Origin of the sequence: Dulcicalothrix desertica PCC 7102 (assembly GCF_003991905.1) — a bacterium.
In the GTDB taxonomy this organism is placed as follows: domain Bacteria; phylum Cyanobacteriota; class Cyanobacteriia; order Cyanobacteriales; family Nostocaceae; genus Dulcicalothrix; species Dulcicalothrix desertica.
In genome coordinates this window covers 115,309-139,846 of sequence record NZ_RSCL01000025.1, presented here as the reverse complement: position 1 = coordinate 139,846, position 24,538 = coordinate 115,309, and the positions used below count along the sequence as shown (strand labels likewise).

The 24,538-nt window shown below is 36.9% G+C and carries 21 protein-coding genes; 14 read left to right on the top strand and 7 right to left on the bottom strand.

The genetic code is table 11. The annotated features are described in order from the left end of the window. Nucleotides 1-119: 119 nt before the first annotated feature. The gene (locus DSM106972_RS39345; RefSeq protein ID WP_127085794.1) at nt 120-1,085 is read right to left on the bottom strand and encodes a response regulator; all 966 of its coding nucleotides are present in this window, start codon (nt 1,083-1,085) and stop codon (nt 120-122) included. A gap of 272 nt (nt 1,086-1,357) precedes the next feature. Between DSM106972_RS39345 and DSM106972_RS39340 the strand changes: the two genes are divergently transcribed. The 14 genes from DSM106972_RS39340 to DSM106972_RS39275 all read left to right on the top strand — a co-directional run bounded on the left by DSM106972_RS39340 (nt 1,358) and on the right by DSM106972_RS39275 (nt 17,508). Continuing rightward, nucleotides 1,358-2,296 (top strand): RluA family pseudouridine synthase, encoded by a 939-nt coding sequence (locus tag DSM106972_RS39340; RefSeq protein WP_127085793.1) that lies wholly within the window; start codon nt 1,358-1,360, stop codon nt 2,294-2,296. Nucleotides 2,297-2,856: 560 nt separating this feature from the next. Then, the gene (locus DSM106972_RS39335; protein ID WP_127085792.1) at nt 2,857-3,105 is read left to right on the top strand and encodes a hypothetical protein; all 249 of its coding nucleotides are present in this window, start codon (nt 2,857-2,859) and stop codon (nt 3,103-3,105) included. A 397-nt stretch (nt 3,106-3,502) separates the two neighbouring features. Next, the gene (locus DSM106972_RS39330; RefSeq protein ID WP_127085791.1) at nt 3,503-4,300 is read left to right on the top strand and encodes a WecB/TagA/CpsF family glycosyltransferase; all 798 of its coding nucleotides are present in this window, start codon (nt 3,503-3,505) and stop codon (nt 4,298-4,300) included. Nucleotides 4,301-4,867: 567 nt separating this feature from the next. Then, a complete protein-coding gene (locus DSM106972_RS39325; protein ID WP_127085790.1) occupies nt 4,868-5,182 on the top strand; it encodes a PqqD family protein in 315 nt (104 codons plus the stop codon). Nucleotides 5,183-5,263: 81 nt separating this feature from the next. Continuing rightward, nucleotides 5,264-7,336: a lasso peptide isopeptide bond-forming cyclase gene (locus DSM106972_RS39320; protein WP_127085789.1), complete on the top strand. Its 2,073-nt coding sequence runs from the start codon at nt 5,264-5,266 to the stop codon at nt 7,334-7,336. A 263-nt stretch (nt 7,337-7,599) separates the two neighbouring features. After that, complete coding sequence (locus DSM106972_RS39315; RefSeq protein WP_127085788.1) at nt 7,600-7,782, top strand: lasso peptide; 183 nt, start codon at nt 7,600-7,602, stop codon at nt 7,780-7,782. Between the two features lie 399 nt (nt 7,783-8,181). Continuing rightward, entirely contained in the window at nt 8,182-8,403 is a 222-nt protein-coding gene (locus DSM106972_RS39310; protein ID WP_127085787.1) for a lasso peptide, read from the top strand. Between the two features lie 1,072 nt (nt 8,404-9,475). Continuing rightward, nucleotides 9,476-9,790 (top strand): PqqD family peptide modification chaperone, encoded by a 315-nt coding sequence (locus DSM106972_RS39305; RefSeq protein ID WP_127085786.1) that lies wholly within the window; start codon nt 9,476-9,478, stop codon nt 9,788-9,790. Continuing rightward, nucleotides 9,774-10,220 carry a lasso peptide biosynthesis B2 protein gene (locus DSM106972_RS39300; RefSeq protein ID WP_127085785.1) on the top strand — a complete coding sequence of 149 codons (447 nt, stop codon included), beginning with the start codon at nt 9,774-9,776 and terminating at the stop codon, nt 10,218-10,220. The genes DSM106972_RS39305 and DSM106972_RS39300 overlap by 17 nt, the downstream gene beginning before the upstream one ends. Then, complete coding sequence (locus DSM106972_RS39295; RefSeq protein ID WP_127085784.1) at nt 10,217-12,253, top strand: lasso peptide isopeptide bond-forming cyclase; 2,037 nt, start codon at nt 10,217-10,219, stop codon at nt 12,251-12,253. Before DSM106972_RS39300 ends, DSM106972_RS39295 begins: the two co-directional genes overlap by 4 nt. 224 nt (nt 12,254-12,477) lie before the next feature. Next, nucleotides 12,478-12,678, top strand: coding sequence for a lasso peptide (locus DSM106972_RS39290; RefSeq protein WP_127085783.1), 201 nt, complete (start codon nt 12,478-12,480; stop codon nt 12,676-12,678). A 791-nt stretch (nt 12,679-13,469) separates the two neighbouring features. Next, nucleotides 13,470-14,369: a hypothetical protein gene (locus DSM106972_RS39285; protein WP_127085782.1), complete on the top strand. Its 900-nt coding sequence runs from the start codon at nt 13,470-13,472 to the stop codon at nt 14,367-14,369. Nucleotides 14,370-14,451: 82 nt separating this feature from the next. Next, a complete protein-coding gene (locus tag DSM106972_RS39280) occupies nt 14,452-16,272 on the top strand; it encodes an ABC transporter ATP-binding protein (RefSeq protein WP_127085781.1) in 1,821 nt (606 codons plus the stop codon). Between the two features lie 129 nt (nt 16,273-16,401). Further along, nucleotides 16,402-17,508, top strand: a complete 1,107-nt coding sequence (locus DSM106972_RS39275; RefSeq protein WP_127085780.1) for a nucleotidyltransferase domain-containing protein — start codon at nt 16,402-16,404, stop codon at nt 17,506-17,508. Between the two features lie 106 nt (nt 17,509-17,614). Here the strand turns inward: DSM106972_RS39275 and DSM106972_RS39270 are convergent, their stop codons facing one another. The 6 genes from DSM106972_RS39270 to DSM106972_RS39245 form a co-directional block, all read right to left on the bottom strand. After that, the gene (locus DSM106972_RS39270; RefSeq protein ID WP_127085779.1) at nt 17,615-19,051 is read right to left on the bottom strand and encodes a hypothetical protein; all 1,437 of its coding nucleotides are present in this window, start codon (nt 19,049-19,051) and stop codon (nt 17,615-17,617) included. Between the two features lie 77 nt (nt 19,052-19,128). Further along, nucleotides 19,129-20,262 (bottom strand): glycosyltransferase family 4 protein, encoded by a 1,134-nt coding sequence (locus DSM106972_RS39265; protein WP_127085778.1) that lies wholly within the window; start codon nt 20,260-20,262, stop codon nt 19,129-19,131. A 39-nt stretch (nt 20,263-20,301) separates the two neighbouring features. Continuing rightward, nucleotides 20,302-21,552, bottom strand: a complete 1,251-nt coding sequence (locus DSM106972_RS39260) for a glycosyltransferase family 4 protein (protein WP_127085777.1) — start codon at nt 21,550-21,552, stop codon at nt 20,302-20,304. A gap of 2 nt (nt 21,553-21,554) precedes the next feature. Beyond that, nucleotides 21,555-22,184, bottom strand: coding sequence for a class I SAM-dependent methyltransferase (locus DSM106972_RS39255; protein WP_127085776.1), 630 nt, complete (start codon nt 22,182-22,184; stop codon nt 21,555-21,557). A gap of 2 nt (nt 22,185-22,186) precedes the next feature. Continuing rightward, on the bottom strand, nt 22,187-23,344 hold the full coding sequence (locus DSM106972_RS39250; RefSeq protein WP_127085775.1) for a glycosyltransferase family 4 protein: 1,158 nt from the start codon (nt 23,342-23,344) through the stop codon (nt 22,187-22,189). Continuing rightward, a complete protein-coding gene (locus DSM106972_RS39245) occupies nt 23,335-24,528 on the bottom strand; it encodes a glycosyltransferase (RefSeq protein WP_127085774.1) in 1,194 nt (397 codons plus the stop codon). Before DSM106972_RS39245 ends, DSM106972_RS39250 begins: the two co-directional genes overlap by 10 nt. Between the last annotated feature and the right edge of the window lie 10 nt (nt 24,529-24,538).

Genomic DNA, 24,538 nt, shown 5'->3' with positions numbered 1-24,538 from the left:
CTTAAAACTCTCTTTTTCCCCCCTTATTAAGGGAGGCTTAAAACTCTCTTTTTCCCCCCTTATTAAGGGGGGCTAGGGGGGATTCAAATCTTAACCGATTACTATTAAAAAAATTACATTTAAACTTCTAAATGTTGAAAAATAACCTTCATCAATTGAACTTGTGTAAATGGTTTAGTTATATACCCAGAGGCGCCGACAATTTTAGCTTTAGCTTTATCGACTAAACTAGTTCTTGCTGTTACCATAATTACAGGTGTGTTTTTAAAATACGAGTGCTTTCTTAATAAAGAACAAAATTCATAACCATTTAAATTTGGCATTCCAATATCGAGTAAAATTAAATCAGGTTTGACGCGAATAGTTTGCATCAAAGCCTTCACAGAATCATTGAGTTGCACAACATCGAAGAAAGTTTCATCTAAAAAAGTTTTAATAGCATGTAACATACTTGGGCTATCATCGATACACATAATTGTGTATTGTAATTTCGGAAGTTTTTTCGATGATGGTTTAGATGTATTATATTTATTAGTTGTGTTTTTAGTTTGATGTTTTTGTTTATTTGGAGAAGAAATTTTTTCAACGAGTGACAGAATATTTAAACGGCAGTATTTTGGCATTTTATCAATGAAGCTATTAGATGCCAATTCATAACAACCTTCTTGTAATAATAAGAATGATTCTAAAACTTCGACTGCTACTTCCTCAATAAGCATTGCAGCTTGAGTTAGGTTAATATATTTCTGTTCGACTAACCAGCATATTGCTAAGTAATCTGAATTGGGTATTGCTTGATTTTCAATACTAGTTTCAAAAATAGCCTTTAGTCGAGTATATACTTCACGATTAAGTGTTGGAACAGTTTTACTAAGTACCTGCAACTTTTTATATAGTATCTCAAACATTCCTGACTCATAGCAAGCGTATACAAGCTTACCCTTCTCTAAATATATAAGCCAGGAAGCAGAAGCACTAAAAACTTGTAAACAACCAGTTGCGTGTGCATTAACAGAAGAGCTTAAAATTTGCACTGGTTGTAAACGCTGAAAAAATCGGTATCGACCAATAGGGAGTGTTTGCATTTTTATACTGTTTTTAATAAGATAAGTTGGTAATATAAAAAACTACTTACAATAGGTTTATATGTACTTATAAATGTAACCTAATAAATTAAGTGCGTGAACAACCTATTTTTAGCAATTTAGCAATTATTCGTCAATCTTGCAGATGAATCATCCTTTATATACATTAGATATAATTTCCTATATCCAGATTCTTTTCCGGACATTTTAAAATTAGAAATACTATAATTAGATTTGTAATATAATTTACAAATCTAATATTAATATAAATAATTGTGACTGAATTTTATTTTGAAGCTGAAGATACTGGAGAACGTTTAGACCGCTATTTGGCATCGGAACTGCCAGATTTATCTCGTTCGCGCGTTCAAAGTCTTATCGAACAAGGTTGTGTTTACGTCAATAACAACGAATGCACATCAAAAAAGGTAGTCGTAAAATCGGGTGATTTGGTAACGATTACTATTCCCGAAGCTCAACCTCTCGAACTAGAAGCCGAAAATATCCCGCTTGATATTCTTTATGAAGATGACCAGTTAATAATTCTTAATAAAGCAGCAGGTATAGTAGTTCATCCTGCACCAGGTCATCCCAAGGGTACATTAGTTAATGCCTTACTTGCACATTGTCCTAACTTACCTGGAATTGGTGGAGTTCAGCGTCCGGGTATTGTGCATCGTTTAGACAAAGATACTACAGGCGCCATTGTCGTAGCCAAAACAGAACAAGCGCACCAGCACCTGCAAGCACAACTCAAAGCCAAAACCGCGCGTCGTGAATATCTTGGTATAGTTTATGGGGCGCCGAAAACTGAAACTGGTACAATTGATTTACCAATTGGGCGCCATCCGATAGACCGTAAAAAAATGGCAGTAGTTCCAGTAGAAAAAGGAGGACGCGAAGCTGTTACTCACTGGCAAGCACAAGAACGTTTGGGAAATTATACACTTGTATGCTTTCAGTTAGAAACTGGACGTACTCATCAAATTCGAGTTCACAGCGCACAAATTGGTCATCCTATTGTCGGCGACCCAATATATAGTTCGGCACGTTCTTTGGGTGTAAATTTATCTGGTCAAGCACTCCACGCATGGCGCCTAAAATTGCAACACCCTGTTACTGGAGAATATATAGAAGCAACAGCGGCGCCTCCTGTTGAGTTTACAAAACTTATAGAAGCGCTGCGAAGACGAAGTTTGCAACGGATGTAACGGATGTAGCGGATAAGTTTTTAGTTACAAACAAAATCTAGTCGTTTAATATCAACCATCCGTTACATCCGTTCATAATCCGTTGCCAAGCTTTCCGGATAAGTGCAGAATCAGATGAAAATATACTCATGACCTCCCTTTTGTCACCAAGATGAGCATAATGTTTATAAAATGTGTCAAAAATTGTATCAAACTTTTCCGGAAAGTAAATATTGTATAATGTATATAGGAAAGTGAAGACAAAATTACCTAGTTAGAAACCTTAATCTATCAAAAAGAAGCCGGGTTTCTTTGGTATAAAAAATATTGATCCCCCCTAGCCCCCCTTAATAAGGGGGGAATAGGAAGGGGTTATAGACTGCGCTAATAAAAAAAGACAGGCTCTTAAAGCCCCCCTTATTAAGGGGGGTTGGGGGGATTGATTACAGGTATATTAAATAATATTTTGCAGCATTGGTACATTTAATTGATTATTTGACGATGATTAATGTATGGAGTAAAATTAATAGTACAGAGTAATAACAATTTACTGTTTCAAAAGTAACTTTAGGTACAGAAGTATGAGACTAAAACGATGGGAATCTCCCCGAAAGGAAGGGAGAAACGACAAAGGTCGAGGTGGTTCGGCAAGGCAACGACAACTTAAGAAGCAACAGCAAATGCTGCGGAAGCGACTCAAGGAGGAAACGAAGCAAAACCAGAAAGACAAAAATCAGAACAAAAATCAAAATCAAGACAATCAAGACTGGGGGAAGAAAAGAGATTCTTCTCCCAGTTTTTTTTTAATTAATTATGTCAAGCAATTATAATTTTTTTATCTATTATTCCTCTATATATAAATTTCACAAATCAATCAAAAATTCAGTAGTTCAATATTTATTTTTATACTACGTGACTATTTATATTTAAATTTTTTAAATAGCTTAGAAGCGTGTTTTTACGTATATGTTAAAAAATAACAAGCTAATATAAATTGAATGTAAAGTTATCGCAAATAAATAATAAGCATTTTTTTTGTGAGTAAAGTAATATACAATAGCTTTAACGAAAAAAATACCAGGAAGCCGAAAATTTACTGAGAGCTAGTGCATCTCCATGTGTTGACTCGCGATATTCCTCCAGTAAGAAAAAGTAGTTGATAACACTACTCACTTCTGGCAAGGAGCGCTTCAATTTGTCAAATTTTTAAACACAAGGAGTTTAGTTATGGTAGGAGAAACCTTTCTCCCTACTAAGAAGGTTCTTGATTTCCCTATAACAGCTTTAAAGCTTGATGATCAAGTACAGACGATTTTAGATTGGGCTGTTGAACGTGAAAGTAAAACAGTGTGCGTAGCAAATGTACACATGCTGATGGAAGCGCATTGGAATCCGGAGTTTGCAAATATTCTTAAAGGTGCAGATATTGTGACTCCAGATGGTATGCCTCTAGTTTGGATGATGCGGCAAATGGGCGCCAGATATCAAGACAGAGTAGCGGGAATGGATATTATGATGTCACTGTGTAAATTAGCTGAAGCTAAAAACATCAGTGTATTCTATTTAGGTTCGCAGTCTGAGATTCTTTCACGGATGCGGAAGCGTTTGAATAAGGAATTCCCTAGACTGAAAATAGCAGCAATGGAACCTCTACCTTTTCGTCCCTTGACAGAAGCAGAAGACCAAGCGCTGATTGATAAGATTCACTCTAGTGGTGCTGGTGTAGTACTCGTGTCTTTAGGTTGCCCTAAACAAGAAAACTGGATGGCTCAACATAAAGGTAAAGTTCAGGCAGTCATGATTGGATTAGGTGGTGTATTCCCTGTTTACGCAGGAATTCATAAGCGGGCGCCTCGTGTTGTTCGTGATTTGGGATTAGAATGGCTTTACCGCTGGATGCAAGAACCGCGCCGACTTTGGCAGCGTTATACCAAAACAATTCCACCATTTATCTGGCTTGCACTTAAACAACTGCTAACAGATAAAAGCATTCCACAAGCATATCTAGATGGAACGACTGATTAAACTTAAAAGTAAAATTATAAGTCAGGGTTCTATAAGATTTTTGTGAAATCTCGTCACGAATAACTTGCACTCCGGCGGCAATAAAACTTGCCGTCTACGCAAGTTTGCGAATATTATATGCTTTTAGATTTTCTTATCAATATTATATTGTAATTAAGGAAGCTATTTTTATAAATACTTGTTAGCTGAAATAAATAAAATAATATTCTTTAATCAACAAAAAATACGTGTTTTTAGAAGTCATGATTTATTGTAAAATCCGACTTCTATTTTTTTGAGAATACTTTATCTAATTTTTATGATTTACGTATATTTGGTTATTTTTGTATATTCTGTAAGAAGTCATATTTTTAACACTTGCCATTTACTTTACGTATTGTTAGACTTTAGTAGTTTGAAATTAGCCCAAAATGCTTAAAGCTTATTGCTCATTGAATTTATGAACTAAACAAGATTCTAAATATTTTTATTTTCAAAAAATTATTCCTGATAACATACAATTACTGAGCATGGATAATACAGTAGATTAAATAAAAGAAGTAAATGTACTAAGTGGATACTAACCTCATGATTGCAAAACAATTAGAACAAACAATACTCGAATCATCAGTTGTGGTTGCCAGCCCTGACCAAATTTCTTCTGACCTTGGGGATGAAGCTGTAATTTTAAATTTAAAGTCAGGAATTTACCACGGGTTAAATGAAGTTGGAGCAAGAGTTTGGGCTTTTCTTCAACAGGCAAAAAAAGTGGAAGAAATTTTAAAAATGTTGTTGCAAGAGTATGATGTTGACCCCGAACAATGCAATAATGATTTGATAGCACTACTATGTAACCTTTCCGCAGCAGAATTAATTAGTATTAGCAATGAAACGGCTGCGTAGTTTTTTTAAATTGAGAACGCGCGCACGTGTTCTTTTACTTATAACTTTAGTATTCCTACCATCGCTCGAAGGAGTAAGAACATGAGTGGTATTGTGGGAATTCACAATATTAACGGCGCCCATATAGACCGAAAAGATTTGGGAAAAATGGTGGATATATTGGCACATCGCGGACCTGATGGCGCCGATATATGGGTTGATGGCTCAATTGGGCTTGGACATCGGATGCTATGGACAACACCAGAATCATTATTAGAGAAATTACCTTTTAGTGATGAAGGTGAATTTGTTATTACATCCGATGCTCGCATAGACAACCGCGAAGAGCTTATTGATGCGTTACAGTTTAACAACTGTCCACCAGAGAAAATCACTGATAGCCAGCTTATACTAGCAGCTTATAAAAAGTGGGGTAATTATTGTCCTGAGCAACTTTTAGGCGATTTTGCTTTTGCAATTTGGGATCAGCGTAACCAATCACTGTTTTGTGCCAGAGATCATTTTGGTGTCAAGCCTTTTTACTACTATTACAAAGAAGGCAAAATCTTTGTTTTTGGGACAGAAATCAAAGCACTATTTGCATTCAACCAAATACCCCGTCGTCTCAACGAGGTTAGAATCGCTGACTTCTTAGCATTGATGATGGAAGACAAAACGATTACTTCCTATCAAGATGTACTAAGGTTACCACCTGCACATGCGATGGTTATCAGTCAGTCAGGAATGCAGCTACGGTGTTATTGGTCGCTTGACCCGCATCGAGAAATAAAATTACCCTCTAATGAAGCTTACGCCGAAGAATTTCGGAGAATATTTACCGAAGCAGTTCGTTGTCGTCTGCGTAGTGCTTTTCCTATTATCAGTCACTTAAGTGGTGGGCTAGATTCTTCTTCAGTAACTTGCGTAGCGCGTCATATACTTAGTAAAGAAAACAACACAAAACTACACACAATTTCAACTATCTATGATAAAATAATACAGTGTGATGAGCGTCCTTACATAAACGCTGTATTAGAACAGGGTGGATTTATTCCTCATTACGTCCACGGTGAAGAGATAGGCCCACTATCAAATCTGGACATGATTTTCCAGTACGAAGATGAAGGTTTACTCGGTCCAAGCCATTTTTATCCTTGGCTTGTTAACCGTGCTTCTAAAGAATTAGGAATGCGGATAGCTTTAGATGGGTTTGATGGTGATACTACAGTCAGCCACGGAATTAACAGACTTAGAGAGCTAGCACAGCAAGGACAATGGAAAACTTTTTTCCACGAAGTAAAAGCTATTTCGCCTAATTATGATGTTTCACCAGCCGCTTTATTTCGGGGTTACGGTTTACGGTATTTAATCGAACAAGCGACTCAAGGGCGATGGTTGACGTTTGTGAAAGCTGTACAGATTATTCATAAACATTTAGGCACATCGCGCAAGCAATTAGTCATCAACTTTGGTCTGAAACCGATTTTGCAACGGGTGCAAGGATTTATCAAGAGTTTATTCAAAGGTTTATTAAAAGGTACTATTAAATCGCAACCCCAACTTAAAAATTCTTCTGCTTTATTTACACCAGATAAACCTTTAATCAATAGTGATTTTGCCCAGCAAATAAAGTTGAATGAGCGCATTCAGATTATGGAAATGACTAGTGAACCACCTCAAAATTTAAGAGAAGAACATTGGCGCGGTATGACTCAAGGTGTGATGTCTTATACTTTAGAATTAGCAGACAGATATGCCGCTATGTTTTCTATCGAAACTCGTCATCCATTTATGGATAAGCGATTGATAGAATTTTGCCTTGCTTTACCTGCCGAACAAAAGTTATTCAACGGTTTTGGAAGAGTTGTAATGCGTCGCGCGCTGGAAGGTATATTACCGGAAAAAGTGCAGTGGCGTGGTGGGAAAGCAGACTTAAGTGCCAATTTTGATGATGGATTTATCAACCGTAACCGCGAAATATTAGATGATGTGATGTCTCATAAAATTCAATATATAGAAAAATATGCCGATATAGATTTTTTGCAAGCTGCATATCAGCGACTGATATCATCGAAAGGGCAAGTTGGTCAACGCCTTGATGACGAAGAATGTATAGCAGTTTGGCAAGCAGTCGTCCTTGCTCTATGGTTTGATTACCAAAAGATAATACTGTAATATCGAGGCTTTTAATTCTAAACTTGTAATGCATTTGTTTATTGTGTAAAAACTGCATTAAAATTTTTAAGCTGATTTTTTCATAAAGCATTTAGAGATAAAATACAAATTTTAATTCTTCAAATATTGGCTAGATGTGTATTAAGTCTCGTTTGCTATTCTTACTTTTAATCACACTGTAAGTCCAATTTAAGTAAGGGGCTACTACCGCAAATCTCCATTGTTAACTTGTAATAATCTAGTTACTAAAAAGGAATCACAAAATGAAGAGAAACTACATGGCGCCTACATTAACAAGCCACGGAAACGTTTCTGAGATCACCCAAATTCTTGGTAAACCATTAAGAACCGATTTTGTGAATGTAAATGGCACACCTATATCCGGTGGTGATGACATCGGTTCCAGAGATATTAACTGCACTAGTTTCCCTGGTTCTTGTGAATAACACACAAATTGAGGTAGGTAATCCTCATTTTGGGTTTATAGCTCGGCTTGTGATAAGTAAGTTGGCGTTAAAAAATCCATTTATGTAACGAAGTATAAAATTAGCTAACAGCTTATAAATACGTCGTTCCAGTTTTTTTACAAAACTCAACATATATTGGTTTTATCACGCTAACTAACTTATAAAAAGTTCACAGGGTTCTAAAGCTTTGGCAGGTTATAGCTTTCTAATAATGCTAAAGCTGTAAGTCCACCTTCTTGGCAGGTTGTGGTTTTTATTAATTAGGGATTTCCTATTACTACACTAATTACGCCGTAAGTCCAAATATCAGGCGCCATGCTCTACCTCAAATTGTTATCCTATTAACCGTAAATTCAACACAAGGAAACTTAGCCAATCATGAAGAAACAATATAGCGCACCTGAATTAACCGTTCACGGTAACGTTGCTGCAATTACACAAATTCTCGGCAGTTCATCTAGGAAAGATTTCTTATTTTTTAACGGAAGTGCGGTGTCTACTGGTGCGAATGGTGCAAGTAACGACGTAGGTTCGCGAGATGTATGCCTTGGCAGTCCTGATCCTAACAGTCCGCCTGCTAATTGCGACCCACAATTCTAGTAGTTCTACCAAACAAGATTGGGTATCTTTATTGCCTTTATCAATTGGTAAGTTGCTCAATGAATCACAAATTTAAGTCAATTTGCTAATCAATATCAGGTTATCAAATATTTGAATTAACCTGAATTTGAGATGCATTTTATCAATAACGTAGGGTGGGCATTGCCCACCTTATGCAACAACATAGTGATTATGTATTGCTACATAAAATATACGGCATTATTATTGACTTAGAAGCATTGACTAAATACAGTTGTGAACTTCATCTAAAAGAATCTACTATAAAAATACTTGTTAAATAATTTGAATATAAACCTTTGTAAAGTCCTTGCATGTAATATATCTTGGGTCATTTATACAATAACGTTTTTATATTCATTTACAACTATGTCTTTAGAGTGATTTATCAAGATGCTATAGCAATCCCTACAGCCATAACATTCGGACAAAAAACAAAGTGAAGAATTAGATTCTCGGCAACTCCTACGCGCGTTGAGAATCTGAACACCGCAAAGTAGTATTATTTAATCAATAAAAGTTTCATTTTTAGCGTTACTTCATATAATTTTTACAATTTAAGTATTTTTACTGTAGTTTTGTATATTTTCCAATAAGTCTTATATCTTACAGTTGTTTGACTACTTAGGTGTTGTTACACTTTAAAAAGTTGAAAGTTAAAAAACAAATCAAGGTCGTTCTCTTGCTAAAGGGAAGTGTCCTAATGCAAACAAAGATAAGGCTGTTCTGAATATAGCGTAAAGCAAAGCTTTAAAAGCACGATAGAATCTAAAGCACTTAGAGATTTTAATAGATGCTTTACTTTGCTGTCCTCTGGTGACTCATAATTGTAAACTTGCACAATCATGAATGGTTCCTACAAAAGGAAACCTTAGCGAAAATGTAAGTATAATTACTATCAGAATTCGACTCATAGGCTTTGCAATATGGTAACGCAATTTACAAATGAATTTTTGTCTTTTAAAGGAATAATTCCGGATGCCAGTAAAAGCCAGTGAAGAATTTATACAATAAAAAAGAAATTAAGTAAATTTACTAAGAGGATAGAAAATTTATGATTTTAAAAGAACTAGATCAAAAAATGTTAGAGTCTTCAGTTATAGTTGCATCGAACGAGCAAATTTCTTCTGACCTTGGCTCAGAAGCAGTAATTTTAAACCTTAAGTCTGGAATCTACCACGGGTTGAACGAAGTAGGCGCCAGTATTTGGAAGCTGATTCAAGAGCCAAAGACAATCAAAGAAATTGAGCAGAAACTCTTGGAAGAATACGACGTTGAACCCCAGCAGTGTCACAGCGACGTAATAGCCTTATTTCAAGACCTTTTAACAGCAGAACTGGTTGTAATTAAAAATGAAACGACTGCATAATTTTCTAAAGATGACCAACCGAGCGCGCGTTCTGCTGTTAGCAGCATCAATATTATTAACAGGCGTTCGATTAGGTTTGTTGTTGTTACCGTTTTGTAATTTGATTAAGCTGGTAACACGTATTAGTGAAGGTTTCTTGCACTCTTATGCTACAAACAAAGTTTCTCTCGGTCAAATTGTTTGGGCAGTAAACGTTGTTACCCGCTATATGCCAGGTGGCGCCAAATGTCTTGCCCGCGCTTTGACAACCCAAATATTGATGAATTGGTGTGGATATAAACCTGAACTCCGCATTGGTGTAGCCAGAAGTGAAACTGGAACTTTTGAAGCACATGCTTGGGTTGAATATCAAGGACGAGTGGTGATGGGTTATCTTCAAGACCTTCCCCGCTTTGTTCCTTTACCATCTCTCGAAGGAGTCAAAATATGAGCGGTATTATGGGAATCCACAACCTTGATGCTACCCCTGTGAGCCGAAAAGATTTGGAACAAATGGTCAGTATTTTGGCACATCGGGGACCTGATGGTGCTGATATATGGGTTAACGGTTCGGTTGGTCTTGGGCATCGAATGCTGTGGACAACCTCAGAATCATTATTGGAGAAGCTACCCTTTACTGATTCAACAGGTGAATTAGTTATTACATCTGATGCTCGCATAGATAATCGCGAAGAACTCATTGATATATTACAGTTTAATAACTGTCCATCTGAGAAGATAACAGATAGCCAGTTGATATTAGCTGCTTATAAAAAGTGGGGTAATTCCTGTCCAGAGCATCTTTTAGGCGATTTTGCTTTCGTGATTTGGGATCAGCGTAACCAATCTTTGTTTTGTGCCAGAGACCATTTTGGCATTAAGCCTTTTTACTACTATTACAAAGAAGGCAAAACGTTTGTTTTTGGGTCGGAAATTAAGGCATTATTTACATTCAACCAAATACCCCGTCGTCTCAACGAGGTGAGAATCGGTGACTTCTTGGCATTAATGATGGAAGACAGAACCATCACTTCTTATCAAGACGTACTGAGGTTACCACCCGCACACACGATGGTTATTAATCAATTGGGAGTACAACTGCGGTGTTACTGGTCGCTTGACCCCAATCGAGAAATTAAATTACCCTCGAATGAAGCTTACGCTCTTGAATTTCGCAAAATCTTTACCGAAGCAGTTCGTTGTCGTCTACGTAGTGCTTTTCCTGTCATTAGCCACTTAAGTGGTGGGTTAGATTCTTCTTCAGTAACTTGCGTAGCGCGCGATATTCTTAGTAAAGAAAAAAACATAAAACTAGACACAATTTCAACTATCTATGATAAAATAGTAGAGTGTGATGAACGCCCCTATATTAATGCAGTATTAGAACAAGGTGGGCTTAATCCCCACTTCGTTCACGGTGATGAGTTTGGTCCGCTGTCAAATCTGGAAATGATTTTTCAGTATGAAGATGAAGCATATCTTGGTCCCAGTCATTTCTACCCTTGGCTTGTCAACCGTGCTTCTAAAGAGTTGGGAATTCGGGTAGCTTTAGATGGGTTTGATGGAGATACTACAGTCAGCCACGGAATTAATAGACTTAGAGAAATAGCGCAGCAAGGACAATGGAAGAATTTTTTCCACGAAGCTAAAGCTATTTCACATAATTATAATGTTTCACCAACCGTTTTATTTCGCGGTTATGGTTTGCAATACCTGATCGAGCAAGCCACTCAAGGACAATGGTTGACGTTTTGTCAGGCAGTTCAGATAATTCATCAGAATTTAGGCACGTCGCGTAAGGAATTAATCACTAATTATGGCTTAAAACCTGCTTGGCGGCGAATACGACAGTATTTCCTGCAACGCAAACGTTCAAATTCTAATCTGAATGCTGTATCGGATCAACCTTTACTTAACAATAATTTTGCCAAGCGGATTGGTTTGAATGAGCGCATTCAAACAATGAAAAAGCCTAAAAAACCACCTCAAAATTTAAGAGAAGAACATTGGCGCAACCTGACTTTAGGTGTAATAACTTACACACTAGAATCGTCTGACCAATATGCCGCTATGTTTTCTATTGAAACTCGTCATCCATTTATGGACAAGCGCTTAATCGAGTTTTGCCTTGCACTACCTGCTGAACAAAAGTTATTTAATGGCTTTGGACGAGTTGTAATGCGTCGTGCGCTAGATGGAATATTACCCGAAAAAGTTCAATGGCGTGGCGGTAAAGCAGACCTAAGCACAAATTTCGATGATGGTTTCCTTAATCGCAACCGTGAAATATTGGACAATGTTATGTCGCACAAAATTCAACATCTAGATAAATACATTAATTTAGATTTTGTGCAAGCTACATATCAGCGACTGGTATCATCAGAAAGAAAAGCTGGCGAAAAACTCGATGACGACGAATGTATTGCAGTTTGGCAAGCAGTCATTATTGCTATATGGTTTGATTACCAAAGGGTGACACCATAAACAATTTTTTAATAACAGGCTTTTGATTGTGGGTTTGCTCGCGTAGTTATTCGGATTATTATAACTGCATTAGATTTAAATTCGATAACCACAAATCCAACATCATGAAAGAATTGGCAGGATGTGAGTTAATTACCCTCAAACCGTAAGCCCAATTGAGCTAGGGAAGCAACTATCAGCAAATGTTAATTTACTAACTTCAAAAATTCAAAAGGAGATACAAAATGAAGAGAATCTACGACGCACCTAAACTTGCTAGCTACGGGGACATTACCGTGATTACACAAATAACTGGTGACCCGAAGCGAACAGATTTTTTGTTTAGTAACGGGGAAGCTGTATCTGGCGCCAATGATATAGGTTCAAAAGACGTATGTCTTGGTAGTCCTGATAGTCCGAATGCTGATTGCGATCCAAGATTCTAGTCTTACCAAGAAAGATTGGATATCCTTGTTTCCTCACAAATTAGTAAGTTGCTCTGTTTATACTGCCCGTTCGCTCATTTTTTACCTCACGGCTTAATTAAGGCTTACTGGGCTTATAATCCAGACTAATCAATCGATTCAGGCATTTTCGTTTAGTATAGGACGGAAGCGCTATTTTACGATTTAAGCTATCCCTATGCCTTAAATAACCGCTTAAGAGAGGCTGATGTGATAGTCATAAATGTTACTGCCAATTCCTGATTTACTTAGAAATAGCCTTTTTCCCTTTATATCAAGGCTTTAATTCCCGTTTTGTTCTAAAAATAAGCGAACGCCCAGTTTATATCTTGTGTTATTTGCAATCTGACTAAGTAAACCGGGTTTCTTGCAAAAGTCTAAGCTATAAAGTTTAATCTTTTGTAACATTACCGATTTATAGACCAAGTTCAAGATATAAGTCTATGCATCACAAAATTAGGTCAATCTGTTAATCAATATTAGGTTATCAAATATTTGGCTTAACCCAATTTGTGATTCATAATCTTGAGTGGAGCAACTCAATTTGAATCAGAGGAAGGTTGATACTATTCAGATTGGGATTAAATCCCAATCTGAATGTAGACGACAAGAAGCAAGCAGGTATACTGTAAGATTCTGTAAAATGCTGAAAATTAGGCATATAAGCCACCTATTTTGGGCTACTTATCGGTAAATGTTTATAGACAAACTATTAATTTTGTTTTGTCTTTTTATGAAAATTTAAATATTACTGAATAGATATAAATTAGCATATGAAAATTTATAAAGCTTATAATTTACATATTGCTTCTGAGTTAGAAATGCCAGAACTTACAGAAGCAGATGGTGAACCAGATATTGTGATTGAATTTGGTAAAATCTCTAATAATACCATTATACAAAATAATTCTGGAGATTATCTCTTTGGAGAAATGCCAGATATTGGTAAATTTGCCTTTCAAGAAGGACGTAAAGTTATTATTGAACCCGAATTAGAAGTTGACGAAAGTCTTCTCCGGGTTGTAATTTTAGGACCTTTACTCTGTGTACTACTAGGACAAAGAGGACTTTTAGTACTACATGCTAGTGCAGTAAATATTGGCGGTCAAGCTGTAGCATTTTTGGGTGGTCGTGGTTGGGGTAAATCAACTTTGGCAACGGCATTTCATACCAGTGGTTATAATGTTTTAACTGATGATGTGCTGCCTGTCAAAATAACTTTACAAAAACCTTTAGTTTTTCCTGCATATCCACAGTTTAAAGTCTGGGAAGATGCTGCTCATTCATTAGGACACAATACAGATCATCTTTCCTTTATTTACAAAAATTCCCCAAAGTTTTCCTACAAGTTTTCTGACGGTTTTCAACAAACGCCTCTACCTTTATACCGAATTTATGTACTAGATAAAGGAGAAGAACATCAGATTAGTAATGTTCAGCCTCAAGAAGCATTTGTGAATTTGGTACGTCACTCGCGTGCTATAAGCTCAATGACACCTCAAAACATTCTAACTCAGCATTTACAGCAATGTACGCAGCTTGTCCAGCAAATTAGTTTCCGTCGCTTTACTCGTAAACCAGCTTTAGAGGATATCCCGGAATTAGTCAAAATGATAGTGAATGATGTATTGGAAACAAGTAAGGGTAAGCAAGAAGAAAAAATTAACGTCTAGTAAATAGCGCATAGTCTAGCATCATTACAATTTCTTAAGCTGCTCCTTGTTTTACTACTTATGATTTGTAGGGTTTGATATTTTGAACAGTAAATTAAATAGCTTAAATACAATTTTTTCACACTTAACAAAAACTCTGAAGCTCGTCTGGTCAGCATCTGGTTTTTGGACTTTGGCTTGGGTAGTAATATTAATAGTACAAGGTTTACTGCCTGCGATTTCGATTACGCTCATTCGCCAAGTAGTTGATAATTTAGTAGCAGTTAGTGGTGCTGGTATTTCTAGTGCTACAGTTGGAAAAGTTCTAACACCTGTCAGCTTAATGGCAGGTGTATTGTTACTCACGGAATTTTTTAGTAATGCGGGAGAGTGGATTAGAACTGCTCAGTCAGAATTAATCAGCGACAAAATTACAGGTTTAATTCATCAGCAGTCTGTAGGTGTGGATTACGGTTTTTATGAATATTCTGAATATAATGACAAGTTGAACAGAGCTAGAGAAGGAGCAGCAGGACGCTCATTAGGATTATTAGAAAATATGGGTAACGTTGTGCAAAATTGTGTAACATTATTTGCAATGGCTGCGGTTTTGCTTCCTTACGGTCTTTGGTTGCCAACAATTCTTATTATCAGCGCTTTACCTTTTTTTTATGTCTTATTATACATAAGTAAAGTTCAGTACAAATGGTCGCAAAAAACAACTACCGACCGTCGCTGGTTAATGTACTACGATTATTTACTGACAAACGATAGGACGGCAGCAGAAGTACGTTTATTTGATTTTGCTAATTATTTCCAGAATTCCTATCAAAAACTACGAAAACGGCTTCGACGCGAGCAATTTAATTTATTAAAATTGCAAACTTTAGGTCGCGTTATTGCTACAGTTTTTGCACTTACCATGACTGGAACTGCGTTGGCTTGGATGGGGAGACAAGTATTATTAGGTATTCTAACCTTGGGAGACTTAGCACTATTTTTTCAATCCTTCAATCAAGGGCTAAATATTGTTCGAGATTTGATGAGCAATCTTGGAAAAATCTACCGCGATAGCTTGTTTATCGGTAACTTGTTTGAATTCTTAGAAATTAAGGCACAAATTACTGACCCAGCAAATCCTGTGCCTATACCCTCAGTACTCCAGAAAGAAATTAGATTTCGTCAAGTGACTTTCCGCTACCCAGGAAGTCATGAACCTGTTATGGAAAATTTCAACTTGACATTACCTGCGGGCAAGGTCGTAGCAATTGTGGGTGATAACGGCGCCGGAAAGAGTACACTAATCAAGTTACTATGTCGTTTCTATGACCCAGACTCCGGAAGTATCGAACTAGATGGAATAGACATACGTCAATTTTCTGTCAAAGCTTTTCGTAGGTTAATCACTGTTTTATTTCAGTCGCATATTCCTTACTACACCACTGCTGCTGAAAACATAGCTTTGGGTGATATTTCAGCGCCATCAAGTCAAGCTGAAATAGAAGCAGCAGCAAAAGCTTCGGGTATTCACGAGAAAATTACTCGCTTACCTCTAAGTTATAACTCAATGCTGGGTAAATTATTCCCTGATGGACATGACTTGAGCGGTGGACAATGGCAACGTTTGGCACTTGCGCGCGCATTTTATAGACGTGCAGAAATCATTATCTTAGATGAACCAACCAGCGCAATGGATCCTTGGGGAGAACACGACTGGTTAGAAAGATTTAGAACTTTGGCACGAGGACGCACTTCTATTGTGATTACTCACCGTTTTACTTTAGCAATGCGCGCGGATATTATCCATGTGATGCGTGCGGGTAAAATAGTTGAGTCAGGCAGCCATGATGAACTACTCAAGCTAGGTGGATTTTATGCTGAGTCGTGGCAAGACCAAATGCAATCAACGACTATCGCGCGCTGAAACTGCGTAGTTGTGTTTTATGAAGCTTTACCTAGCCTATACTTTATAAACAAAATACTAAAAATATACGTACCAGATTCTACGTATATAACATTGAAAAGTTATTCATATATACAACCTGTAAATCAAATGTCAATTATTCTAGGTCAAAATTTATCTAAAGAAGCTGAGTTGCTCATCGCTTGCGCGCGTACTTCTTGCGATGATAAATATCGGTATAAGATTGAAGACTTGATAGAGAGTAATATTAACTGGCAATACTTTATGCAAATAGCAATGCTACATAAAGTAATGCCACTTGTATACACAAACTTAAATGCCGTCGCGCGCTCGTCAGTTCCAAAAGAAGTTTTGGAGACACTCCGCAGTCTTTTTCAGAGAAACGCTCAAAAAAATTTATTGTTAACCGGGGAGTTACTGAGAATTCTTGCATTACTTGAACAAGAAGATATTACAGCTGTTCCTTACAAAGGTCCTGTATTGGCTAACTCTGTATATGGAAATCTAGCAATGCGTCAGAGTGGGGATATAGATATCATCGTACAGCGATCTGATATATTGAAAGTTAAACCACTATTGCTAGGTTTGGGATATAAACGCACACAAAAATTAACTGATGCTCAAGAATTAGCCTTTTTTCAATCAAACCGTGAGCATACCTATGACTTTATTGATGATGCTAAACAAGTTTTAATTGAAATTCATTGGAGAATAACCCCTAGATTTTCTTCACTCATCGAACCCAAACACTTTTGGAACTATCTGAAACCACAAGCCTTTGGTAGTAGAACTGTAAACAGCTTACCACTTGACTACTGGTTGCCAATTTTATGCGTTCACGGTTCAAGACATTGTTGGGAACGTCTAGGCTGGATTTCTGATCTAGCTGAATTAATACGGCGCCATGATATAGATTGGGATAAAACAATAAATTTTGCTTCTTCATTAGGCTGTCGTCGAATGCTACTGCTTGGACTTTTCCTTGCTAGCGAACTAATGGGAACTGTTTTACCTCAGTTTGTCATACAGCAAATCCAAGCTGAATCACAAATATTTACACTTGCTACCGAGGTTGGAACACACTTATTTAAGCCAGATAATGCCAAGGCAAAGTTCATGGGTACCACACTATATCATATTCAAGCTAGAGAACGCTGGCAGGATAAAGCCATGTATTTACAATCGTTCATCGATTGGTTAGTACATCCTGATAAATGGAACTGGAGCAACACTTGAGAAACATGGCGCCTCAAATTACATTTCATAATTTTAAGTTTTGAGGGTGCGGCAATGCTGCACCCTCATTCTTCTAAAAATTTAATTAATGCCGTTGCTTCATTTTTTATCGCCGTTTCCGAGGTTTAACGTATAAAGGAGTACTCACAACCCTAGGCTGATCTTCTACATCTTGAGGTGGCGCCAAGTCAACAAGACGCGCGAGTCTACGATTTTGTCGTTGGTGCCATTGCAAGCCAATCATTAAAGCCACAGTTAGAGATTGACCAGGCTCTTCAACTTGGGTAAATATAAAACCGTAGACTAACATCGTCAGCATCAACAGCTTTGAAAGGTCATCTTTACAAAGACGCAGCCAAGTAACAGCGGCAAGAAAAAAATAAGCTGCCAAACCTAAAAATCCTAAATCTCCCCACAAACCAACCCAGGTGAAAATAGGAGCAAACATAGAAGACTCTAAAACTAGCCAATTTGAGTTTAATGCATTCCAAATTTCTTGCGTTGCTGGATGTATAGTAGGTCTCAACGGAGCTAACAAAGGTGCATAATCTCTAAGTATCCATCCTCCTAACCGTCCAACTGTATGACCTGGACCAAGACCGAACAACCAGTTTAACTCAGACTTGAAATGAGAAATAATAATATTGGCACCTGCCATTTTAGCATTAACTGCTTCACCATCAGAACCATAAAGTTCGGTTCGACCAAACCAGTATCTAAAAGCGTCTAAACCTTTAAAGTCAACATTTTCAACTACCCAAAAAAATGCTGTTAAGAAAATTGTAAACCCGACAATATATAATAAAAATTTATCAACTTTATCATATTTGGTTAATACCAAAAGTGCCCATCCAATAACAAACACGATTAAAATCTGTTTGGAATCAGAAACTAATAATTGATAAAAAGATGCTAATAACCAAAATGCTCGAAAACTTATAGCAACTTTTTTATCATCAAAAAAATAATATAAAGCCAAAGCAATTGATACTGAAGCTGATACATAATTCCCAGCACCAGTTAAATAAAATACTCCCTGAACATTATCTGCAAGTGACATACTTTTTACAGGAAGAATTTTGGTAATTAATAAAAAATATTGAAGAATGGCTAAAACTAAATTAATTACCCCAGAAATTAAAACCCAACTTCTTAATCTAGCGACATGAGCTTGAGATAATGGCAAACAAATGATTGCCAAAAGTAGCATATAAGGTTCAGTTAATAGGACAAATTCTAGAAAGACGTTGATGACTCCCGCACGGTTCAAAAGTGCGCTACCGAGATTGACACCAAAAAATAGCAGACAACCTATAGCAATTTCCCATGTAATATTAATTTGTTTCTTACTTTTGACTGTAGTTGTAAATATTGCAACTGCAAATGTGAATGGTACAATAATGAAGTGAACGAAATTAATAGCGCTAGGAAAACCAACACTATCTAGCATCCTAGGATAGAAAACGCTAGCAAATGCTGCAATAATTAAAGTTAGATTTTTGAGACTACCCTTTTTATCTTCTACATATAGTTGTTGATTCATAATTTGATTTTAATTGTATAGTTTTGTTCCCCTAACCCCCGCGAATTCGGGGGAATCATACTTAAATTAACGCTTTTCTAAGAAGTTGATAATTTAACCTGAGAGTAAAAATCTATATATTGCTGTGATAGCTGCACTTTTGAAAATCGCTTATCTGCTTGAACTGTTTGAACTGGTTGCTCGAATGAATTAATTATCGCTTGTGATAAGTTTTGAGTAATATCTCCTGCTAGCGTAAAGTATGTACAAGATAAATTACCAATTTCTCGAAATATCGGAATATCTGAACATATAATTTTGGCGCCCACTGATAGTGCTTCGGCTAAAGGTAAGCAAAAACCTTCTGTTGTAGAAGGTATAACTAACATCTGGCAATTTTTATATAACCAGCATAACTCTTCATCATTAATCGAGGCAAGCATTTCTACATCCGCTTCCAGGGAGAGCGCCTGAATTAGCTGCTTGAGGTTTTCAGTCTCAGGTCCCGGACTACCGACAAGAACTAGTTTTGTTGATTTATGTATTTTATTACTGGCTTTTAATGAGTGATATGATTTAATAATAACATCTAGATTTTTATTTTTACGGTGTTGTGCAACTGCTAAGAGAAAAGCAGAATTGTTAAGAGGATTAATATTTAAAGGAGCTTGAGCAGTGATATTACTAAAATCAGCTTGATTGTAAATAACAGTAGTATTTTTTTTACTATCTATTTTATAAAAATATTGCTTTAAAGATTCGTATGTGGTTTTAGATACACATGATAAGCCATTGCTGTTATTTATACATACTTTTAAAAAAAATTGATTGAAAATAACATTAGGATAGCCAAAATTCTCTGGAAACTCATATGGATAGAGGTCGTGAATTGTGGCAACTATAGGACAAGCAAAAAGCTGCCGAATAATAGGAAGCGGAAATGATAAATGGACAATATCAGTATTGAGATATTTCGCAAGTTTTGGTAATCTCAATAAAAACCAAATATTTCTAGACGAGGAAGTATTATTTATATCTATAATTATTAAATTTATTTTATTAGATGACAATTTGAAGGATTGATCAAAATAAGATTTCTGCCATGCTCCAATCACTAAGCTAACTTTCGTGATTTTATTGGTTTCTGCTAGACATTGAGCAAGATTGGCGGCGTATCGGCAAACCCCAGTTGGTTTTGATGGTCGGTGTAAAGCGCAAATTAGAACATGCATGTTAAGAGAGGGAGAGGAAGAAAGGCGGTGGATATTTAATTAAGCTACAGCTTGTTTGACTTTGGCTTTGCCTGTTTTTATTTGTTCGTAAATGAAAGCTAAATTTTCACCTTTAGCTTCCCAACTACAAACTTCTCGAATATGTTTCTGCCCAGCTAGTCCTATTTTAATTCTTAAATTTGAATCTTGAGCCAGTGTAATCATAGCTTTAGACAAATCATTGACTGCTTGCTCCGGATTAATTGCTGCAATTTTAAAACCTGTTTCGGATGTTACCTGAGCGCCGGGACCGCCTAAATCAAGACAAATCACTGGGCGCCCAGCAGCCATTGCTTCCATACAAACTAACCCACCAGAATCATGCAAGCTAGGATGAACTAATACGTGGCAATCTTGCAACTTCGCTAAAGTTTCTTCGCGCGATAGCTCACCCCAAAATTTAACTTGCCCTGCAATTCCTAACTTTTCGGCTTGAGCTTGTAAGCGTAAGCGTTCAGGACCATCGCCTAAAATCCAGTATTCAGCATCGGTTAACTTAGAGGCAGCAAAAGCTTGTAACCCTAAATGGAAACCTTTCCAGTGTAATAATCTACCAATACTAAAAAATCTAACTGGACTTTCGGGCATTTTGTAACGAGCAAGATGATCAATTTCTGCCAAAGCGATACCAATTGCAGGCTCGATTTGCACATTACTTACACCCATTTTTCGCAATCTAATAGCTGTCTCTTCAGTTGTTGCACGAACTACAGCGCTTCTTTTTGCAGTTACATGGACAAAAGGGTCAAGTTCTCCCACGAACCGCGTCAAATCTCGAAGAATCTCGTAAATTTTGGCTTTGATGCTAAAATCTCGCCAAAACGCTTTTGGTGCAGATTCCCCACCACCTACAGGCCCCCAAACCAAGGGAATTGGTAGAAGTGAGAGAAAACAAGGATTAGAGTATTTGACAAAAGTTACATGCTGTGCAGCATCAAAGCCAATTTCAATATGCAGACGACGGGCAACAAAATACGCTTGAATTTGCCACAAATAATAGTGGATTTGCATGGCGCCATTTTGATTGAGGCGCCAGAGGTTAGCTAAGAAGGAAGTATTAAAATAGACAAAATGTAAGTTCGGTACTGGGTTGCGTGCGAGTTCAGCTTCTATAGCTTCTCTACTTTCATCCGGTCGAGTTAAAACCCAGACTTCGTGGTATTTCGCTACTTCTCGTACCACATTCCAACCAACACCGCGTTCAGAACCTTTACCTGGTTCGCAAGAATAGGCAGACATTAGAATTTTCATGGCTAATCTTTGCTCGCAATGGCTAAATAACTTCCGTACATCAGTAAAAGTGGAAAATTCTCGCCAAATATACGAGATACTTTTCCACTGCCTAAAAATTTAACCTTGCTAAAACCGATTTCTTTTAATTGCTTTCTAAGATTACTTATATAATGTTCAGATACGTGAGGACCACCAATTACACCTTTGCCAGTTAACTTTAAAACTAAATAATTAGGATTAGGTGTAGTTAATAGTACACTTCCACCAGGTTTAAGCAATCTAAAAAACTCGCGTAAAGTTTTGTCTACGTCTTGAGGGTATAAATGTTCTATAAATTCACCCGCGACTATTGCATCCATTGATGAATTTTCAAGAGATATATTTAAGGTAGATTCTACATAAATTTTATGAGAATAGACATCTGTAGGTATTTTATCTAAAAAATCTTGCACACAATCTAAACCATAAAGTATTAAATCTTTTCTTATAGACTTTATTTCTTTTCCACCTCTACCAATATGACATCCTACATCGAGGACATTTTTTGCATGGTTAGGTAAATGTCTAGCAAATTGTCTATATCTTTCTAAAGTAAATAAATCTCCCAAATAAAATTCTTGGTCTTTGTTTAGGTCTTCATAAGTCTTCATGGCTAGCTCCTATAAATTGAGTATGTTTGGTTAATGTTTGGGGTAATTTGTTTACTTAATATATCTTCATAAACTGTAGCGAGTAATTCACCTGTTTTTTCCCAAGTAAATAACTTCGCTCTTGCAATTCCTTTTTCAACTAATATTTGATAATGATTATTGTTAGAGTATAATTCATAAACTGCCGAAGCTAAAGCTTCACTGTCTAGAGGGTTGACTAATACTCCTGCATCTCCAGCGACTTCGGGTAGAGCAGATGTATTTGAGGTAATTACTGGTGTACCACAAGCCATTGCTTCTAAAACTGTTATTCCAAAACCTTCATGTAAAGAAGGCGCCATTAGAATATCTACAGTATTATAAAGTTCGACTAAACTTTGTTTATCGGGTTTACCGAGATAGCTAACATTACTAGTTAATTGATGCTCACTTATATATTTTTTTTGCTCTTCTGTAAAATCAGAACCAGCTTTTAAAAAGTACACAGGTAAGTTTTTATCATTTATTAAATGAGATATTGCTTTCAAAATCGTAGAAAGATTTTTTCGCGGATGATTTGAGCCTACATTTAACAAGCAAAATATATTTTCTGGTATATTATATTTTTGTCGTAACGATGCAGTTTCCAATTTTGACAGTTGCTGAAAGCTTGGGTCTACAGCATTTGGAGTTACAGTTATTTTCTCTTGTGGAATATCTAGAAGTTTAGTTGTGTCTTTTGCTGTAATTGATGAAACTGAAACGATATGCTTGGCATGGCGCATACCTTTTACGGCATGTATCCAAGCCGCTTTGCTTATAAATGGCAGTTGCACCGAACCTTGAAGATTATCTTTATAGTAAAAATTTACTAAATCATGACAGGTAACAACGGCAGGTTGAGCTTTTTTGTTTAACCAATAAACAACATGTGCTTCGCTGGGGTCAATAACGTGAAATATGTCGGCTTTTTGCTGTTTGACCAGGCGCGGAAAAGTCCAAAATCGTTCGTAGTACTTATTAACTCGTAAACTCAACGAGTGGCTACGTCTATCAAAATGACGAGGTGCCAAATCAATAATTTCCCAGTTAGGACGCGCGCTTTTCAATCCTGATATAATGCCATCAGCGTAAACGTCCATGCTGAATTCTTGCATTGTTCTAGCGATTACTACACGCATTGTTTCACCTCAGCTTCATTAGATTTAGTTGGGGAAATAGTATATTTACCTTTAAGTATAATTTCCCAAAGGCTGATTAATCTTTGAGCAATTCGTTGATGAGTGTAATTTTGCTGAACTATATTAGAACCGAACTTTCCGACTTCTTGCCACCAATTTGGTTCATGTATCATACGTTCCAAAATAGCAGCTAGTGCAATTGCATTATCTTCAGGAAATACTAAATCATCGCGTCCAATAACTCTTGGTATTTCACCAGAGTCTGAACCAATAACAGGAACACCCATTGCCATTGCTTCAATAAGTACGTGACCGAACTGTTCTTTCCAAGTAGCAGCAGTACGGGAAGGTAATACTAAAACATCAAAGTTACTAATTTCTGAAGGCGCCTGGTCATGTCGTATTCCTCCACGCCAAATAATTGAATCAGTTATTTGCAGCTTTTGTGCTTCCGAACGGAGTGCTTCTTCAATATAACCAGTGCCGCAAATTGTAATTTGACATTTCAGCCCTTTATCCAAAAGGTGACGAACTGCAGCAAAAATAGTGTCTACACCTTTTTCTGGTACTAATCGTCCCAAAAAGCCAATATTAAAGACTTCGTTTTGTGTTTTTGTGGCTTTAGGAGCAAACAACTGCGTATCAACTCCAATTTGGGGAATGATTTCCATCAATCCGGTATAACCCCATTTACGCATCAAATTCGCTCCGTCATGATTACCGGGAAGCATTAATTTGACGGTATCCATCACAAAGTTAGACACCCAGCGGCGTGGTGCTGATAGGATGCGCTCCATATTTTCCCAACCGAACAATGCCAACGGTTTACCTGTTATGCGACTGCAAATAGCGAATTCTAACGCACAAAGTGAAAAAACCTCTTGTTCAACTTGAATAATATCAGGTTGAAAATCTTTAATAACTTGCCAAATTCGTAAAGGGTTAAAGACGTAGGCGCCGCCACGACCAGAGAACATAACAGGTGCAGTGTAGACTTTAATTTTAGGGTAAGGTGTTTCAACTACAAACTGACGATTCCATTCGAGTGCTTTCCAGTTACTGGGTACAAGTAAACCAACTTCTGCTTTGCCAGTCTCCGCAATTGCATTTAATTTTCCTTGGTTAACACCCACTACATAAGCTTGGCTGACAAACAGTACGCGCGTATTTTTTGAGGTTTCCATTACACTTTGT

Coding starts and splice junctions, on each gene's coding strand:
- DSM106972_RS39345 (WP_127085794.1), bottom strand. CDS start 1,085: ATGCAAACACTCCCTATTGGTCGATACCGATTTTTTCAGCGTTTACAA.
- DSM106972_RS39335 (WP_127085792.1), top strand. CDS start 2,857: ATGAGACTAAAACGATGGGAATCTCCCCGAAAGGAAGGGAGAAACGAC.
- DSM106972_RS39330 (WP_127085791.1), top strand. CDS start 3,503: ATGGTAGGAGAAACCTTTCTCCCTACTAAGAAGGTTCTTGATTTCCCT.
- DSM106972_RS39325 (WP_127085790.1), top strand. CDS start 4,868: ATGATTGCAAAACAATTAGAACAAACAATACTCGAATCATCAGTTGTG.
- DSM106972_RS39320 (WP_127085789.1), top strand. CDS start 5,264: ATGAGTGGTATTGTGGGAATTCACAATATTAACGGCGCCCATATAGAC.
- DSM106972_RS39315 (WP_127085788.1), top strand. CDS start 7,600: ATGAAGAGAAACTACATGGCGCCTACATTAACAAGCCACGGAAACGTT.
- DSM106972_RS39310 (WP_127085787.1), top strand. CDS start 8,182: ATGAAGAAACAATATAGCGCACCTGAATTAACCGTTCACGGTAACGTT.
- DSM106972_RS39305 (WP_127085786.1), top strand. CDS start 9,476: ATGATTTTAAAAGAACTAGATCAAAAAATGTTAGAGTCTTCAGTTATA.
- DSM106972_RS39300 (WP_127085785.1), top strand. CDS start 9,774: ATGAAACGACTGCATAATTTTCTAAAGATGACCAACCGAGCGCGCGTT.
- DSM106972_RS39295 (WP_127085784.1), top strand. CDS start 10,217: ATGAGCGGTATTATGGGAATCCACAACCTTGATGCTACCCCTGTGAGC.
- DSM106972_RS39290 (WP_127085783.1), top strand. CDS start 12,478: ATGAAGAGAATCTACGACGCACCTAAACTTGCTAGCTACGGGGACATT.
- DSM106972_RS39285 (WP_127085782.1), top strand. CDS start 13,470: ATGAAAATTTATAAAGCTTATAATTTACATATTGCTTCTGAGTTAGAA.
- DSM106972_RS39275 (WP_127085780.1), top strand. CDS start 16,402: ATGTCAATTATTCTAGGTCAAAATTTATCTAAAGAAGCTGAGTTGCTC.
- DSM106972_RS39270 (WP_127085779.1), bottom strand. CDS start 19,051: ATGAATCAACAACTATATGTAGAAGATAAAAAGGGTAGTCTCAAAAAT.
- DSM106972_RS39265 (WP_127085778.1), bottom strand. CDS start 20,262: ATGCATGTTCTAATTTGCGCTTTACACCGACCATCAAAACCAACTGGG.
- DSM106972_RS39260 (WP_127085777.1), bottom strand. CDS start 21,552: ATGAAAATTCTAATGTCTGCCTATTCTTGCGAACCAGGTAAAGGTTCT.
- DSM106972_RS39255 (WP_127085776.1), bottom strand. CDS start 22,184: ATGAAGACTTATGAAGACCTAAACAAAGACCAAGAATTTTATTTGGGA.
- DSM106972_RS39250 (WP_127085775.1), bottom strand. CDS start 23,344: ATGCGTGTAGTAATCGCTAGAACAATGCAAGAATTCAGCATGGACGTT.
- DSM106972_RS39245 (WP_127085774.1), bottom strand. CDS start 24,528: ATGGAAACCTCAAAAAATACGCGCGTACTGTTTGTCAGCCAAGCTTAT.